Source organism: Marivita sp. S6314 (assembly GCF_023015985.1).
In the GTDB taxonomy this organism is placed as follows: domain Bacteria; phylum Pseudomonadota; class Alphaproteobacteria; order Rhodobacterales; family Rhodobacteraceae; genus Marivita.
Genome location: NZ_JALKAO010000003.1, coordinates 499,810 through 515,163, shown reverse-complemented (window position 1 = coordinate 515,163; position 15,354 = coordinate 499,810). Strand labels below are relative to the sequence as shown.

At 59.3% G+C, this 15,354-nt stretch carries 19 protein-coding genes; 4 read left to right on the top strand and 15 right to left on the bottom strand.

Annotated features, from left to right (window positions below; all coding sequences use genetic code 11):
* Positions 1-206 precede the first annotated feature (206 nt).
* From MWU54_RS11100 to MWU54_RS11085, 4 genes are all read left to right on the top strand, one after another.
* Positions 207-2,183, top strand: coding sequence for a protein meaA (locus MWU54_RS11100; protein ID WP_247083303.1), 1,977 nt, complete (start codon positions 207-209; stop codon positions 2,181-2,183).
* A gap of 224 nt (positions 2,184-2,407) precedes the next feature.
* On the top strand, positions 2,408-2,722 hold the full coding sequence (locus MWU54_RS11095; RefSeq protein ID WP_247083301.1) for an H-NS histone family protein: 315 nt from the start codon (positions 2,408-2,410) through the stop codon (positions 2,720-2,722).
* A 1-nt stretch (position 2,723) separates the two neighbouring features.
* Positions 2,724-3,428 carry a purine-nucleoside phosphorylase gene (gene deoD, locus MWU54_RS11090; RefSeq protein ID WP_247083299.1) on the top strand — a complete coding sequence of 235 codons (705 nt, stop codon included), beginning with the start codon at positions 2,724-2,726 and terminating at the stop codon, positions 3,426-3,428.
* 54 nt (positions 3,429-3,482) lie between these two features.
* Positions 3,483-4,115 carry a hypothetical protein gene (locus MWU54_RS11085; RefSeq protein ID WP_247083277.1) on the top strand — a complete coding sequence of 211 codons (633 nt, stop codon included), beginning with the start codon at positions 3,483-3,485 and terminating at the stop codon, positions 4,113-4,115.
* A 3-nt stretch (positions 4,116-4,118) separates the two neighbouring features.
* Here the strand turns inward: MWU54_RS11085 and MWU54_RS11080 are convergent, their stop codons facing one another.
* The 15 genes from MWU54_RS11080 to MWU54_RS11010 all read right to left on the bottom strand — a co-directional run bounded on the left by MWU54_RS11080 (position 4,119) and on the right by MWU54_RS11010 (position 15,260).
* Positions 4,119-4,964, bottom strand: a complete 846-nt coding sequence (locus MWU54_RS11080) for a DUF1989 domain-containing protein (RefSeq protein WP_247083269.1) — start codon at positions 4,962-4,964, stop codon at positions 4,119-4,121.
* Positions 4,965-5,059: 95 nt separating this feature from the next.
* Entirely contained in the window at positions 5,060-6,229 is a 1,170-nt protein-coding gene (locus MWU54_RS11075; protein WP_247083267.1) for a type III PLP-dependent enzyme, read from the bottom strand.
* A gap of 179 nt (positions 6,230-6,408) precedes the next feature.
* A complete protein-coding gene (locus MWU54_RS11070; RefSeq protein WP_247083265.1) occupies positions 6,409-6,606 on the bottom strand; it encodes a hypothetical protein in 198 nt (65 codons plus the stop codon).
* A 19-nt stretch (positions 6,607-6,625) separates the two neighbouring features.
* Entirely contained in the window at positions 6,626-7,057 is a 432-nt protein-coding gene (locus MWU54_RS11065) for a BLUF domain-containing protein (protein WP_247083264.1), read from the bottom strand.
* Between the two features lie 102 nt (positions 7,058-7,159).
* Positions 7,160-7,843 carry a divalent cation transporter gene (locus tag MWU54_RS11060; protein ID WP_247083262.1) on the bottom strand — a complete coding sequence of 228 codons (684 nt, stop codon included), beginning with the start codon at positions 7,841-7,843 and terminating at the stop codon, positions 7,160-7,162.
* A gap of 33 nt (positions 7,844-7,876) precedes the next feature.
* Positions 7,877-8,656, bottom strand: coding sequence for a succinate dehydrogenase iron-sulfur subunit (locus MWU54_RS11055; protein WP_247083260.1), 780 nt, complete (start codon positions 8,654-8,656; stop codon positions 7,877-7,879).
* 10 nt (positions 8,657-8,666) lie between these two features.
* On the bottom strand, positions 8,667-8,975 hold the full coding sequence (locus MWU54_RS11050) for a hypothetical protein (protein ID WP_247083258.1): 309 nt from the start codon (positions 8,973-8,975) through the stop codon (positions 8,667-8,669).
* Positions 8,975-10,780: a succinate dehydrogenase flavoprotein subunit gene (gene sdhA / locus MWU54_RS11045; RefSeq protein WP_247083256.1), complete on the bottom strand. Its 1,806-nt coding sequence runs from the start codon at positions 10,778-10,780 to the stop codon at positions 8,975-8,977. The genes MWU54_RS11050 and sdhA overlap by 1 nt, the downstream gene beginning before the upstream one ends.
* A 21-nt stretch (positions 10,781-10,801) precedes the next feature.
* On the bottom strand, positions 10,802-11,173 hold the full coding sequence (gene sdhD / locus MWU54_RS11040) for a succinate dehydrogenase, hydrophobic membrane anchor protein (RefSeq protein ID WP_247083254.1): 372 nt from the start codon (positions 11,171-11,173) through the stop codon (positions 10,802-10,804).
* A 10-nt stretch (positions 11,174-11,183) separates the two neighbouring features.
* Positions 11,184-11,570: a succinate dehydrogenase, cytochrome b556 subunit gene (sdhC, locus tag MWU54_RS11035; RefSeq protein WP_247083252.1), complete on the bottom strand. Its 387-nt coding sequence runs from the start codon at positions 11,568-11,570 to the stop codon at positions 11,184-11,186.
* Between the two features lie 282 nt (positions 11,571-11,852).
* Entirely contained in the window at positions 11,853-12,542 is a 690-nt protein-coding gene (locus tag MWU54_RS11030) for a DUF4344 domain-containing metallopeptidase (protein WP_247083250.1), read from the bottom strand.
* Positions 12,543-12,568: 26 nt separating this feature from the next.
* Entirely contained in the window at positions 12,569-13,600 is a 1,032-nt protein-coding gene (locus MWU54_RS11025) for a MaoC family dehydratase (protein ID WP_247083248.1), read from the bottom strand.
* A gap of 39 nt (positions 13,601-13,639) precedes the next feature.
* Positions 13,640-13,843 carry a DUF1737 domain-containing protein gene (locus MWU54_RS11020; protein WP_247083246.1) on the bottom strand — a complete coding sequence of 68 codons (204 nt, stop codon included), beginning with the start codon at positions 13,841-13,843 and terminating at the stop codon, positions 13,640-13,642.
* Positions 13,844-13,847: 4 nt separating this feature from the next.
* Positions 13,848-14,399, bottom strand: coding sequence for an NnrU family protein (locus tag MWU54_RS11015; RefSeq protein WP_247083244.1), 552 nt, complete (start codon positions 14,397-14,399; stop codon positions 13,848-13,850).
* Between the two features lie 3 nt (positions 14,400-14,402).
* Positions 14,403-15,260, bottom strand: a complete 858-nt coding sequence (locus MWU54_RS11010) for a CoA ester lyase (protein WP_247083242.1) — start codon at positions 15,258-15,260, stop codon at positions 14,403-14,405.
* Positions 15,261-15,354 lie beyond the last annotated feature (94 nt).

The window sequence follows — 15,354 nt, the reverse complement described above, 5'->3', positions numbered from 1 at the left end:
CAAGCATCATCCTCCATCAGGCGCAAATCGTCCCTCTCCTGTGCACGATTGTCCCTGCCCTTCCCTGCGCTTTTCCGTTATTCTTCGGCATCGCAGCATTTTCGGATGCGCCGCAGCGCAGCGAATTGACAGCGACATAAAGTTTCGCGTATGCACCAATTAACGCAACAAGATTACCTGGGCGAATCTGCCCGCACGAGGACGACATGACCGAGACACAGACCCCGACCCGTGACCGCCCTTGGCTGATCCGCACCTATGCAGGCCATTCGACCGCAAAGGCATCAAACGCGCTCTATCGCGGCAATCTGGCAAAAGGTCAGACTGGTCTTTCGGTGGCATTCGATCTGCCTACACAAACCGGTTATGACAGCGACCACGTACTTGCGCGTGGCGAGGTGGGCAAGGTGGGCGTCCCGGTGTCCCATCTGGGCGACATGCGTACCCTGTTCGATCAGATCCCGCTTGAACAGATGAACACGTCGATGACGATCAACGCCACCGCACCGTGGCTCCTGTCGCTCTATATCGCCGTGGCCGAAGAACAGGGCGCGGATGTCTCCAAACTGCAAGGCACCGTCCAGAACGACCTCATCAAGGAATACCTGTCGCGCGGCACGTATATCTGCCCGCCGAAACCGTCGCTCAAGATGATCGGGGACGTGGCCGAATACTGCTACACCAACATCCCGAAATGGAACCCGATGAACGTGTGTTCCTACCACCTGCAAGAGGCAGGCGCGACGCCGGAACAGGAACTGTCCTTTGCGCTTGCCACCGCCATCGCGGTTTTGGACGAGTTAAAACCCCGTGTTCCCGCCGAAGACTTCCCGGCCCTCTGCGGTCGCATCTCCTTCTTTGTGAACGCAGGCATCCGCTTCGTCACCGAGATGTGCAAGATGCGTGCGTTCGTGGACCTCTGGGACGAAATCCTCGAAACCCGCTATGGCGTCGAAAACCCCAAATTCCGCCGCTTCCGCTATGGCGTGCAGGTCAACTCCCTTGGCCTGACCGAACAGCAACCAGAAAACAACGTCTACCGCATCCTGATCGAGATGCTCGCGGTGACGCTCTCCAAGAAAGCCCGCGCCCGCGCCGTGCAATTGCCTGCCTGGAACGAAGCCCTTGGCCTTCCCCGCCCGTGGGACCAGCAATGGTCGATGCGGATGCAGCAGATCCTGGCCTACGAAACCGACCTTCTCGAATACGAAGACCTGTTTGACGGCAACCCCGCCATCGACCGCAAGGTCGAACAGCTCAAAGAGGGTGCCCGCGCGGAACTTGCCAACCTCGACAGCATGGGTGGCGCGATCGGGTCCATCGAATACATGAAAGGCCGTCTGGTCGACTCCAACGCCGACCGCCTGAACAAGATCGAACGCAACGAAACCATCGTCGTTGGCGTCAACAAATGGGTCGAAGGTGAACCCAGCCCGCTGCAAACCGAAGACGGCGGCATCATGGTTGTGGATCCAGCGGTTGAACAGGAACAGATCGACCGCCTCAACGCGTGGCGCGACGAACGCGACTCCGAAGCGGTCACCAAGGCCCTTGCCGATCTGCGCGCTGCCGCCAAGGACGGAAAAAACGTCATGCCCGCCTCCATCGCGTGTGCCAAAGCCGGTGTCACCACCGGCGAATGGGCCGGCGAAATGCGCGCCGTCTATGGCGAATACCGTGGCCCCACTGGTGTATCCAAATCCGTCTCCAACAAGACCGAAGGCCTCGACGACCTGCGTGCCGCCGTGGACGCCGTCAGCGACAAACTGGGCCGCCGTCTGAAATTCCTTGTCGGCAAGCCCGGCCTCGACGGCCATTCCAACGGCGCCGAACAAATCGCCTTCCGCGCCCGCGATTGCGGTATGGATATCGACTACGAAGGCATCCGCCTCACACCCGACCAGATCGTCAGCGCCGCACAGGACAACGACGTCCATGTCGTTGGTCTCTCCATTCTGTCCGGCAGCCACATCCCGCTGGTCGAAGATATGATGGCCAAAATGCGTGACGCAGGGTTGGGCCATATTCCGGTGATCGTCGGCGGCATTATCCCGGACGAAGATTCCGCCCGATTGAAAGCCATGGGAGTGGCCAAGGTCTATACCCCCAAGGATTTCGAATTGAATGCCATCATGATGGATATCGTCACGCTGGCAGATCCAAAGGCGGTTGCTGCCGAATAGGTTCAAACCGCTCGAAAAAGGGATGCCCCGGCTTTGCAAAAGGCCGGGGTTTTCTTTTGCAAACGTGCAGCCAACCTCTCCAAAATTGCGAAACCCGCTATTGACGCACACCCTATACACGAAACAAGCGCGATATCTTGCCGAAAACCCCACGGTTTACACAAAGTGATGCTTGCATTCCCTCAAAAATGAAAACAAGCAATTGGCAGAATAGGAGAATACCCATGGATATCGATTTTAACGACCTCTCGAAAGAAGAGCTGAAGAAGATCGTAAAGGGTGCCGAAAAGGCGCTGAAGACCATTGACGAGCGCCGCAAAGCCGAAGCCAAGAAAGCCGCTGAATCCGCGGCCAAGGAATATGGGTTTTCGCTGGATGAATTGCTGGGCGGTACGGGTAAGAAAACCGGATCAAAGGGCGCACCCAAGTATCGCAATCCCGATGACGCTTCCCAAACCTGGACGGGCAAAGGCCGCAAGCCGAATTGGGTGAATGCGGCTTTGGACGCTGGAAAATCGCTCGACGATCTGAAGATTTAATATGACGGTCCATATCGGAGCAAAACCCGGCGACATTGCTGAAACGGTCCTGATGCCCGGCGATCCGTATCGCGCCAAATGGGCGGCCGAAACGTTTCTTGAAGATGCCCAATTGGTCAACGAAGTGCGCGGTATGCTGGGATTTACCGGCATGTGGAACGGGCATCGTGTGACGATTCAAGGTTCCGGCATGGGCATGCCGTCGCTGTCCATCTACGCCAATGAACTGATCCGCGATTACGGCGCAAAAACGCTGATCCGGATCGGATCCTGCGGCGGAATGCAGCCGCATGTCGGCATACGCGATGTGATTATCGCCATGACGGCCAGCACGCTCTCCACCCCGTCCCGCGGCATCTTCAAGGAACTCAACTTCGCGCCCTGTGCCGATTACGGGCTCTTGCGGGCAGCAGCAGATGCCGCAGCGGCAAAAGATGTGAAAACGCATGTTGGCGGGATTTATTCGTCTGACGTGTTCTACGACGAACGCCCCGACCTGAACGAACAGATGACCCGACACGGCATTCTGGGTGTCGAAATGGAAGCGGCGGAACTCTACAATCTGGCGGCGCGCCATTCGGTCCGTGCCCTTGCCGTACTCACCGTATCAGACCACCTGCAAACCGGCGAAGCCCTTCCGGCAGAAGACCGCGAACGCAGCTTTGGCGACATGGTCGACATCGCGCTGACCGCGGCGTTCCAATAAAGGCCCAATTCTGACCCGCATTCCTGCCGTATTCCGGCGACAGGACTGCGGGTCATGTACAGTTATATTCTTGGCCTCTATGTCCTTGTGACATCCCGCGTCCCTCTGCCGGTGAACACAATGCTGTTCGGTGTGGCAACACTCTCCGCCTACACGCTTCTGGCACCACATGCAGATGCCTTTGCCGATGTCGGTTTGATCCTGCCGGTCCTGTGCGCCGTGTTCGGGTATGTCACGGTTGTGGGCCTGAACGTGCCCGCAACGGTGGATCGCATCGCACGGGAAAACGGCAATGTCGTCGGCCCGCGCGCCTTTGCGGCCCCTTTCGTGCTCTGCGCCATCGCGATCTTCGCCCCGTCCCTGAACTGGGCGCAACATGCCATCAGCCTTTTGCTGGGCGCGACAGCCTTGGTCTTTGCCTGCCTCACCATTGCCGGCTCCGCAAACGCCAAAAGCCACGTGTTCGGCGGCCGCTGGGACGAAGCCAAACGCAACGCCGCCAATTGGCACGTCGCCCGCTTGGTTGCGTTGATCCTTGGCAACGAACTGGCCGCCAGCAATGGCTCTCCGACAACGTGGGTCATTGCGATGTGCCTTGGCCCCATCGCGCTGCATTACCTGATGTATTGGACCATCATCGCCACGCACCCTTACGAAAACATGAGCGGCAACGATACGGGCGACTGATCCCTATCGTCCGTGGCGCCGGTCATAGCCATTCACCGAAGGCGGCTGCCACCCCTCCAACGCGCCCGGCTGCGGTGCCAGCACCTCGACCCGCAGCGGGAAACACGCCGCGACATCGCTGGAATGTTCGCTTGAACAGTCGCCACCCGGGCAGGCCGACAGCGCGCCTAGCAGGTCAATTTCGGCAAAGAACGTCAGGTGATCCCCGGGGCGGACAGGGCTGGCTTTCATGAAATACTGCCCGGTGTCGCGCGTGAACCCGGTGCACATAAAGACATTCAGCACATCGTGGACATGCGGTTCTGCATCCGCCAGAGACAACCCGGTCGCATCCGCCAACGCCCGCGTCAGGTTTGAATGACAGCAATGGTGGTACTGCGACCCCGCCAACAGGTTGCCCGTGTAGGGATCACAGCGCGTGCCAATTACGTCATGCACAGACCCGCCATAGGCATCAATCCCGTACCAGCCCAGACTGTCCTCAACCACCGTCGCCATGGGACGCAGCGTGGGAAAGGACGACCACAACCGTTCGCCCGTGGTCACATGCGTGCCATGCAAGGCCCGTGTCTTTCCGGAATAAAACCGTTCTGACAAATCATGTGCACTCCAGAGGTTCAGATCGCCGACCTGTGGCCCCTTAACACTGGTGATCCGGAAAAACCCACCTGCCGGCACGCGAAACGCACACGCATCCCGCGGCGGTGCCTCGACCGTTTCCACCGGGGTCGCCGTTTCAAGCGCCCGTGCGTAAAGCGCCAAGTCGGGCTTTGGCAAGGTGTCGTTCGGATAGCAGATCACCGGCGCAATGGCGCGGCGGGCATCGGCGTCAGGGGGGGCTTGCGTCATGGGTCACTCCTCACCCGGCCAAAAAGACCTCGCCGGATCGGAATTGGCAAGCCCTGGCGCGCGCCTCCCCACGCGCGCCAGGTAAACCGGGGGTATCAGATCGCAATCACGTCAAGCGGTGGAAACCCGTTAAAGCCGACCGATGCATAGGTCGACGTATAGGCCCCGCAGTTGCGGATCACGATCCGATCCCCCGATTGCAGCCCCAGCGGTAGAAGCACAGGCTGCTGTTCGTAAAGCACATCCGCACTGTCGCAGGACGGACCGGCAAGAACACAGGCGCCGGTTGGCTCATGGTCCCGGTTGGTCAGGAACTGGTAGCGGATAGCCTCGTCCATGGTCTCGGCCAGACCCGAGAACTTGCCGATATCAAGATAAACCCAGCGGTGAAGATCGCTCTCGGATTTCCGCGACACAAGCAGCACTTCCGCCGAAATCGCGCCGGCCTCGGCCACCAAACCGCGTCCCGGCTCTGCCATCACAGTCTCAACTTCGCCGAACCGCTCTGTCACCATCCGCATGACCGATGACGCGTAAATCTCGGGCACATCCATCTCTTGGCCGTAGAACGCCGGAAACCCGCCACCGATATTGAGCAGCGACAGATCAAACCCGGTCGCTTTGAGATCGGCCCACACAGCCGCGACCTGATCCAGCGTCTCGACCCACATCTCGGCCTTGCGTGTCTGCGACCCGACGTGAAACGACAACCCGACAGGACGCAGACCCAGCTGTACGGCCAAGGCAAACAGCGCCCCCGCTTTTTCAGGCGCACAACCAAACTTCCGCGACAGCGGCCAGTCCGCCTGCAACGAACCGACGATCAACCGGATGTACACACGCGCGCCCGGCGCATGCGCTGCGATCTTGCCAAGCTCTTCTTCGGAATCCGCCGCAAACAGGTCGATCCCGACGCCATGCGCCCATGCGATGTCCGAGGCCCGCTTGACCGTGTTGCCGAATGAAATCCGGGACACATCCCCCCCGGCCGTCAGGCACATTTCAATCTCGACGCGCGACGCGGCATCGAACCCACTGCCAAGCGCTGCAAGCGTGCGCAGCACTTCGGGGGCCGGGTTGGCCTTGACCGCATAGTGAATACGCGCCTTGCCCAACCCTTGCGCTAGGGCAGAGTACTGCCGTGCAACAGCTTCGGTATCAATCACCAGTGTTGGCCGCGCGAATTGGTTTTGCAGGATGTAGGTTTCGGCACGCGACAAAGAATCTGTCCGACGGGCGGCAAGCCCGGTGACGTATGCGTTCATGGTCATCTCCAATAGACCCGGCCAAAGTATGACCGCTCACTTCCAAGGGAGACGTTACCGTCGCTACGTAAACCGCGTGGGCCTTGAACCCCACCTCGCCAGAGGTGCGTGCGTTGGCGTCTGTAAACGCGCCTTTGATCCCAAAAGTGAGTCGGCGCAAGAGAGAAAATCATCCACCGTTACGATTTTTCATCCGGCAAGCGCAAACACATCAAGGGACTGTCCTGAGATGCTGTTTCAGCGCCGCAAAACGCACACCGCCATTGCCCCGGCCCAATACGCCGCCATCGGCAGTCACGGGTCAACGTGGTGGAGGCGCGTTTCCAGTAAAGATAACCCAGCACACCAAGCAGCAAGAGGATCAGCAGAACGGGCATTCAGTCGGCCTTGCGTGTCTCAGCCCGTCTTTGCATCTGCTGCAAGACGTTCGAAAACCTGTTTGAAATGCGCTCCGCTGGCCCGCTCCAACGCACCGTCGGATATGTCTTGCGCGCTCCAAAGCCAAGATTTCGCCGGATCATGGAACATCGCCCAGTCGCCGAACATGCGCGCTGCCACCTGCTGGTTCACACGAATGGCCATTTCAAGATGCCGGTCATCCCGCCGGATGCGGTCACACGTCGCCTCAACAGCTTGCGCTGGCCCTTCCAGCAATTGCAGGTACACATCCTGTCGGCAAATCAGCGCCCCGCTCACCCCGTCCCGCATATTGCACCGCCGCGCGTCCATCAGAACGCCGTTCAGCATCGCGTCGTCATACCCAAAGGGACGCGACGAATAGATGATCTGGATAAGGTCAGAAATGATGGCTGCTCCTGTGAACGCCATGCACGCGACACCGACGATCGGCATGGCCTGCAGCGGGCTGGGACAAGTGTATCGCAATCACTGCAAAAAGTCCGTGATGAAAACAACGGGTCCTGACGCGCATTACCCAAGCGCTAAATGCCCCGCCAATCCCAGCATAAAGCCCAGAACAGCCCCCATTGGTGGGCCCCAGGCCTGTTGCAACGGCACCTGCGGCGCAACATCTTCGAAGATCAGGTACAGAATGCCCCCCGCCGAAAACAGCATGATCCCCCCAAGCACCTCGGGCATGTCCCCAAGCACATAAAGACCAATCAACGCAGCAGCCGGTCCAACAGGCACCATCGCCAGAAACACCCAGATCAACCGTGGCCGGTGACCCGTCCCGGCCATTTCGCGCCAGGCATTGAACCCTTCAGGCAGGTTTTGCAGCGCGATCAGACACGCCAAAAGCAACGCCACATCAACCTGTCCTACCAGCATCGCGCCTAAGGCCATCGCCTCGGGGATATAGTCCAGCATCATTGCCATGAACTGCGACACGCGGCTTTTGCCCTGCGACAAACGATAGTCCAGCAGGCCAAAAACCAATCCGCCCGCCCCGAACAGGATCAACGCAGGCAGCGCGCCGACCCGGTCGGTCCCTTCCGGAACAAGCACCAGGGCAATCGCGGAAAACAACGCACCACCCCCAAAGGCGATCACGGAATGACGGAACTCTTCGCGCAGCCAACCGGGCAGAACCCCGTCAAAACGCGCCAGAAAAGCACCGGCCGGAATCGAAATTCCGGCCAGTGTCGATAACAAAACAGCTTGTAGGAGAACACTGTCCAAAACGGATCAAACGTGGCGTTCGACCATCATCTTCTTGATCTCGGCAATCGCTTTTGCCGGGTTCAGGCCTTTCGGGCAGGTCTTGGTACAGTTCATGATCGTGTGGCATCGGTAAAGCTTGAACGGATCTTCCAACTCGTCCAACCGCTCCCCTGTCGCCTCATCGCGCGAATCGATGATCCAGCGATACGCATGCAAAAGCGCGGCGGGTCCAAGATACCGGTCGCCATTCCACCAATAGGACGGGCACGATGTCGAACAGGACGCGCACATCACGCATTCATACAGGCCATCCAGCTTTTTTCGGTCCTCGATAGACTGCTTCCACTCTTTCGCGGGACGGTTCGTCTTGGTCTCAAGCCATGGCATGATCGACGCGTGCTGCGCGTAAAAATGCGTGAGGTCCGGGATCAGGTCGCGCACCACCGGCATGTGCGGCAGCGGATAGATTTTCACGTCGCCCGTGATCTCGTCCAACCCGTAGATACAGGCCAACGTGTTGATCCCGTCGATATTCATCGCGCAGGACCCACAGATCCCCTCGCGGCAGGACCGGCGGAACGTCAGCGTCGGGTCGATCTCGTTCTTGATCTTGATCAGCGCGTCCAGAACCATCGGGCCGCATTTGTCCATATCAACGAAATACGTATCCACCCGCGGGTTTTCGCCATCATCAGGCGACCAGCGATAGATGCTGAATTTCCGCACATTGGTGGCACCCTCGGGCTTGGGCCAGGTTTTGCCCGTGCGCATGGTCGAATTCTTGGGGAGCGTCAGTTGTACCATGTCTCTCTCCTTATCGAAGCAGGGCTGGCAGGCCTTCGGCCGCCAGACAAGTCAGTGTCTCGGGTTTCGAGACGATATCACTCACGATTTGCACCGTATTTTCAGTAGGGCCAGTCACGCTATCCAGCGCCAGCGCCCGAATTTGCACCGCGCTTGCATTGTCGATCACACAATCCAGCGTCGGTTCCAACGGCACGCCGGGAAACCGGTCCACAAGAACCGGCGTGATCGCAGACCGCGCCGCCTCGCGTGCGATCTCGTCCTGCGCCTGCGGAGAGCAGGCCGCGAGAAAAAGACCAAACGCGAGGATCGCGCGCATCAGAACGTCCGCTCTTTCGGTGCGATCTTCTTGAGCGAAATGCCCCCTTGCTCTTCGGTTGACAGCGGATCAACCACCACCGGGCGATAGCTCAGATCGGTCTTGTTGCCCTCAACCCGCGCAATGGTATGGACGCGCCAGTTCTCGTCATCCCGCGTCGTGTAATCCTCATGCGCATGCGCGCCACGGCTTTCCTTGCGCGCCTCGGCCCCGGCAATCGTCGCCAAAGCGTTCGGCATCAGGTTGGTCAGTTCCAGCGTTTCCATCAGGTCACTGTTCCAGACCAGGGACCGGTCGGTGACCTGCAGATCATCCAGCTTGCCCGCAATCGCGGTCATCTTGTCCAGACCTTCTTTCATCGTCTTCGCCGTCCGGAACACAGCCGCATCCGCCTGCATCGTTTTCTGCATCTCAAGCCGCAGATCGGCGGTCGGGATCGCACCGGTTGCATTGCGCAAGCCGTCGAACCGGTCGAACGCCTTATCGACAGACGCGGTATTGGTCGCTGGCACCGCGCTTTCAGGATCAACAACCTTACCGGCGCGGATCGCCGCAGCCCGGCCAAAGACCACAAGGTCGATCAGAGAGTTCGACCCAAGGCGGTTCGCCCCATGCACAGACGCACAGCCCGCTTCGCCCACGGCCATCAAGCCGGGAACAATCGCGTTCGGGTCTTCGGCGGTCGGGTTGACCACCTCACCCCAATAGTTCGTCGGAATGCCGCCCATGTTGTAATGCACCGTCGGCAGAACCGGGATCGGCTCTTTCGTGACATCCACACCCGCAAAGATCTTCGCAGACTCCGAAATCCCCGGCAGACGTTCGGCCAAGGCTTCCGCAGGCAGGTGCGACAGGTTCAGGTGGATGTGATCCCCCTCGTCCCCCACACCGCGCCCTTCGCGGATTTCCATCGTCATCGAGCGGGACACATAATCGCGTGGCGCAAGGTCTTTGTAATTCGGCGCATAGCGCTCCATGAAGCGCTCACCTTCAGAGTTGGTGAGATACCCACCTTCGCCACGCGCGCCCTCGGTGATCAGACAGCCAGAACCGTAGATGCCCGTCGGGTGAAACTGCACAAACTCCATATCCTGAAGCGGCAACCCGGCACGGGCCACCATACCGCCACCGTCGCCGGTGCAGGTATGCGCAGACGTCGCGCTGAAATAAGCCCGGCCATAACCACCGGTCGCCAACACCACCATCTTGGCGTTGAACACATGCATGGTGCCATCGTCCAGCTTCCAGCAGACAACGCCTGTGCAGGCACCATCGTCAGACATGATCAGATCAATGGCGAAATACTCGATGTAGAATTCCGCGTTGTTCTTCAGCGACTGGCCATAAAGCGTGTGCAAGATCGCGTGTCCGGTCCGGTCGGCGGCGGCACAGGTGCGCTGCACGGGTGGGCCTTCCCCGAACTCGGTGGTGTGTCCGCCAAAGGGACGCTGGTAAATCTTGCCTTCCTCGGTGCGCGAGAACGGCACGCCGTAGTGCTCAAGTTCGTAAACCGCCTTGGGCGCTTCGCGGGCAAGGTATTCCATCGCGTCCGTATCACCCAGCCAGTCCGACCCTTTCACAGTGTCGTACATGTGCCACTGCCAGTGATCCGGCCCCATGTTCGACAGCGACGCCGCGATGCCGCCCTGCGCCGCAACCGTGTGCGACCGGGTCGGGAACACCTTGGTCACACACGCGGTGCGCAACCCTTGCTCTGCCATGCCCAGTGTGGCGCGCAACCCTGCGCCGCCCGCACCCACGACCACGACGTCATAATCATGCGTCTCGTATTCGTATGCAGCCATAGTCTTGGAAACTCCGATAATTCAAAGGGCCATTTTGGCGATTGCGAAAATGCCAACGGCGGCCGCGCCGTAGCTGATGCAGGTCATGCCCAGGATCAGGACCTTGCCCCACAATCCATGCACGTAGTCTTCGATCAGGACTTGGAAACCGTCGTTGAAATGCTTGAACCCAACAAGCAACGTCAACGCGGCGATGATGGCCGGGAATGGTCGGGCGTAATAGGCCTGAACCTCCTCAAAGGAGTCGCCCAACACAGCACCAAAGGTGAAGACGAAAAGGGGGATCAGGAACAGCAAAGCAACCGATGATTTCTTCATCGACCAGGCATGTTCGGTCCCGGATTTGGCAGCGCCCCAGCCAACGGCGCGTTTGCGGTCAGTCAAAAAAGCCATGTGTCGCGCCTCACCAAAGTACGATTGCAGTAAAGATTGTCAGAACGCCGGACCCGATGATCACCATCCAGCCAAGCATCTCGGCCTTGTCCAGTTCCAGCATCTTGGCATTGTCCCAGATCAGGTGCCGCACACCCGCCAGGGAATGATACCAAAGCGCCCAGACGGACAGGAACATCACGATATCGCCGAACCAGCTTGTGACAAACCCGTTCGCGACGGCGAAATATTCTGATCCGGTCGATGCCGCCAGAAGCCACCAGACAATCAACAACGCGGCGACGATCAAAGCGTTCCCGGTGATCCGTGTCAGGATGGAGGTGATGGACGTTAATTGCGGGCGGTACACCTGCAAATGCGGAGAAAGGGGCCGGTTGCCCCGATTGACGTCAGCCATGGTCTGAGTCCTTTTCGGTTCCTGACCGTCTTTTTATTGCATTTTTGTAAGGTGTCACGAGACAGGACCGCGCAGTTTGCGGGTTTTTTGCCAAAATTCGACCAAACTGAAGGTTTCGTGATCACACTTTTCTTTGCTGTGATCACATTTACGACCAATAGGCAAGCTGGGCTGTTTACCGACCCGCCCCAACCCGCGATTCCAGGCGAATCCACTTGGGACCGCAGAGTGATCGTGACCACAAATCAGGGCACTCCACCGCGCGCGCCCGTCCCATGCGTTTCATTCATTTAGAAGGGCGTAAAGCTCCCGCAGATGTCCTTCGAACTCTTCGCACATGGTGATCGACTGGTCCGACGGGTCATAAAACGCATTCGCTTCGCCACAGGCTTCGGCTCGCACAACAACTTCGGTCGGCAACAAAAAATCCGCGTTCATCGCCTCAACTTCGGCCGCAATCAACTGTGCCGTAAAGGTCGCGGGATCATCCGCGCGGAACGCCATCGGCACACCGTCGCCGCCAAGACCTTCGAACACCGTCCCCCAGCTATCGGACGCCAGGTCATATTCCTCGGGGCAATACTCCGCCCGTTCCTCCGGCAATCCCATATCCTCGGCAAAATCGTCCCGCGCGTCGGGATCCCCGCCATAGAACAGGCACACGGTGTTGTAAAAGCGCTGCTCGTCCGGGCCATGCACATCCCAATAGGGCAACGGGGTGTCCCGGTTCATCTGCGCCTCGGCCCAGAATCCGTCGGACACATCATACGCCATCTGCAAAGCAAATTCCGGCTCGTACAGCTGGTCAATCAACAGGATCGACGCCACATCCGCCGCGTCTTCCTCTTGCCCGAACACCGGCATCTGCATCACGTCGATCAGCGCATGACCCAGTTCGTGATAGAAAATGCCAATGATATTGGCCTCGACAAACGCGTCTTCGGCCTCGTCCGCCGCAACCGGCGTCGCCATCAATGCCAATATGACAAGCGCGTGTCTCACACGGGCATCAAAGCCCAGTAATCCAGATCAAGCAAGACATGCGGCAGGTATTTCCCGTCATCGCCTTTCAGGTCAAACGATCCGCCCTCTTTCACGGCCACCAGCCGCAACCGAACAGCGCCAACCCCCGGCCCATCCGTCTCCGCCTTGTCCAGCACCTCGGACCACGCCCGCACCGTATCGCCGCTAAAGCAGGGGTTCGCATGCGCACCACCATTCAGCCCCACGATCATCTGCGCATTGGCCAAGCCGTTGAACGACAACGCCCGCGCCATGCTGATGACATGCCCGCCATAGATCAGCCGGCGGCCATCGGGACGCGCGGACGCATCGAAATGCACCTTGGCCGTGTTCTGCCAAAGCCGCGTCGCCATCATGTGTTCGGCTTCCTCGATCGTCACGCCGTCCACATGGTCGATCTTTTCACCAACCTCATAATCGCCCCAGCGATGCGCCTCGCCCGCCAAGTCAAAATCATACTTGGTGAAATCAAGGCCCTTGGGGATCACCAGATCGCCCACCGGCACAACTTTGTTCAACTCGGGCACAACCGTCTCGGGGGCAGGCGCATCCACATCGCGTTTGCGCACCATGACCCAGCGCACATATTCCAGAACCAGCTCATCATGCTGGTTCAGCCCCCGTGTGCGCACCCAGACAACCCCGGTTTTGCCGTTCGAGTTCTGTTTGACCCCGATCACCTCGGATTCAGACCGCAACGTATCGCCGGGCCAGACAGGTTTGATCCACCGTCCCTCGGCATAGCCAAGATTGGCCACTGCGTTCAAAGACACATCTGGCACGGTTTTTCCGAACACCACGTGAAACGCGATCATGTCGTCCAGCGGGCTGAACGGAAGGCCGCAGTCCTGCGCAAACTGGTCCGACGAATACAGCGCATGCCGTGCCGGATAGAGCGCATGATACAGCGCCCGTTCCCCCATCTTGACCGTGCGCGGCACGGCGTGTCGGATCACCTGACCGATGGAATAGTCCTCAAAGAACCGGCCTGCATTTGTCTTCGTCATGGAACGTCCTTCGTAGGCCGGGCTTCTGCCCGGCACCCGTTATTGCTGCCCCAGCTTCATGTCCGGCGAATAGGGCGTATCGATCTCTTTTGTCACCGCCTGACCGCAGCGCATCACGCCATTGGCGTGATCAAACGCGTAAGTGGGATCGCCATAAAGCTCCCATCCCTTGCTCAGCGCTTCGGAGACCTTGTGACAGAACGCAGAGGTGTCGTCTTCGGTCAGCAATCGGTAGATTTTCATCCCGTCAGCCCCCGAATGGCGACACGCCAAGCCACAGGTGGACAAGCGACACCACCACGTAGACCACAATCGTGATCACAACGAGCAGGATGTCTTTCTTCGCCTCACCCGGTTGAGGCCGATCCCAGACCGGCACCGCCTTGTTGATCAGGATCACCTCGGCCACGGCCCAGGCCAGCATCCCGCCAAACAGGATGATCGACGCCAGATCGCCGTTCACCAGCAAGTGCGCCACCGCCCAGATCTTGACCGCCGTCAGCTGCGGATGGCGCATCTTGCCCCGCAACCGGCCTGTCGTGGCGCTCATCCCGAAGACGAAAATCGCCACCAGCATCAGCAGGTTGTTGATATGCGTCATGAACGCTGGCGGATACCAGACGTTGATAAACTCTGACGCACGATAGCCCCAGATCATCAACCCAAGGCTGACAACCAACAGAACCGTGACCAGTCCTTTGCCTTTGTCGCCCATCGCTGCGCGCTGTTCCGGTGCGACGCGCTTGAAGAAATGCGCGCCCATCCAGATAAGAAGTCCGAGTACAAGAATACCGATCATGGCTTACCCCGCGTTGATCGCTTCAATTGCCTCTGCTTTTGCCAGTATTTCACGGGCCGTGGCAACGTGAAGGTTTTCAACGATCTTGCCGTCGACCACCGCAACGCCCTGTCCTTCGGCCTCCGCCTGTTCAAACGCGGCGATCTGGCGCTGCGCAAGGTCGATCTCTTCCGGTGCCGGGGCAAAGGCGCTGTTGGCGATGTCCACCTGCGCCGGATGGATCAGGGTCTTGCCGTCAAACCCCATATCCCGGCCCTGCGCGCATTCCGCCTTTAGCCCGTCGTCATCCTTGAACGCATTATACACGCCATCCACGATAACGCGCCCTTCGGCCTTGGCCGCCAGAAGGCACAGCGACAGCGACGTCATCATCGGCAACCGGTCCGGACGGAACCGCGACTGCAATTCCTTGGCAAGGTCATTGGTCCCCATGACCATCCCTGCGAGTTTGGGATGCGCGGCAATCTCCGGCGCGTTCAACATGCCGCGCGGTGTTTCCATCATCGCCCAGATCGGCAGATCGCCGGTGATCGCGGCCAACTGGTCCAGCTGGGCCGCGCTTTCAACCTTTGGCAACAGCACCGCATCGCAGTCCATATCGCACACGGCTTCGGCATCCGCCTGCCCCCACGCGGTGTCCAACCCGTTGATCCGCACGATCCGCACCCGCGCGCCATACCCGCCCTGCGCCAGCGCGGCCGTCAATGTGGCCCGCGCAGCCGGTTTTTCATCCGCCGCAACCGCGTCTTCCAGATCGAAAATCACCGCGTCGACAGGCAAACTCCGCGCCTTGTCCAGCGCGCGATCTTTCGATCCGGGGATGTAAAGAACCGAACGATACGGGCGGCTGCGCATGTCCATAAGAATCTCCTGGCCGAAACCTGCGAAATAAAGTTGCGTCCGAGAGCTACATTCTTTTGCAAAAACTGCAAGATCAGATTTGCCGCACCGCAGA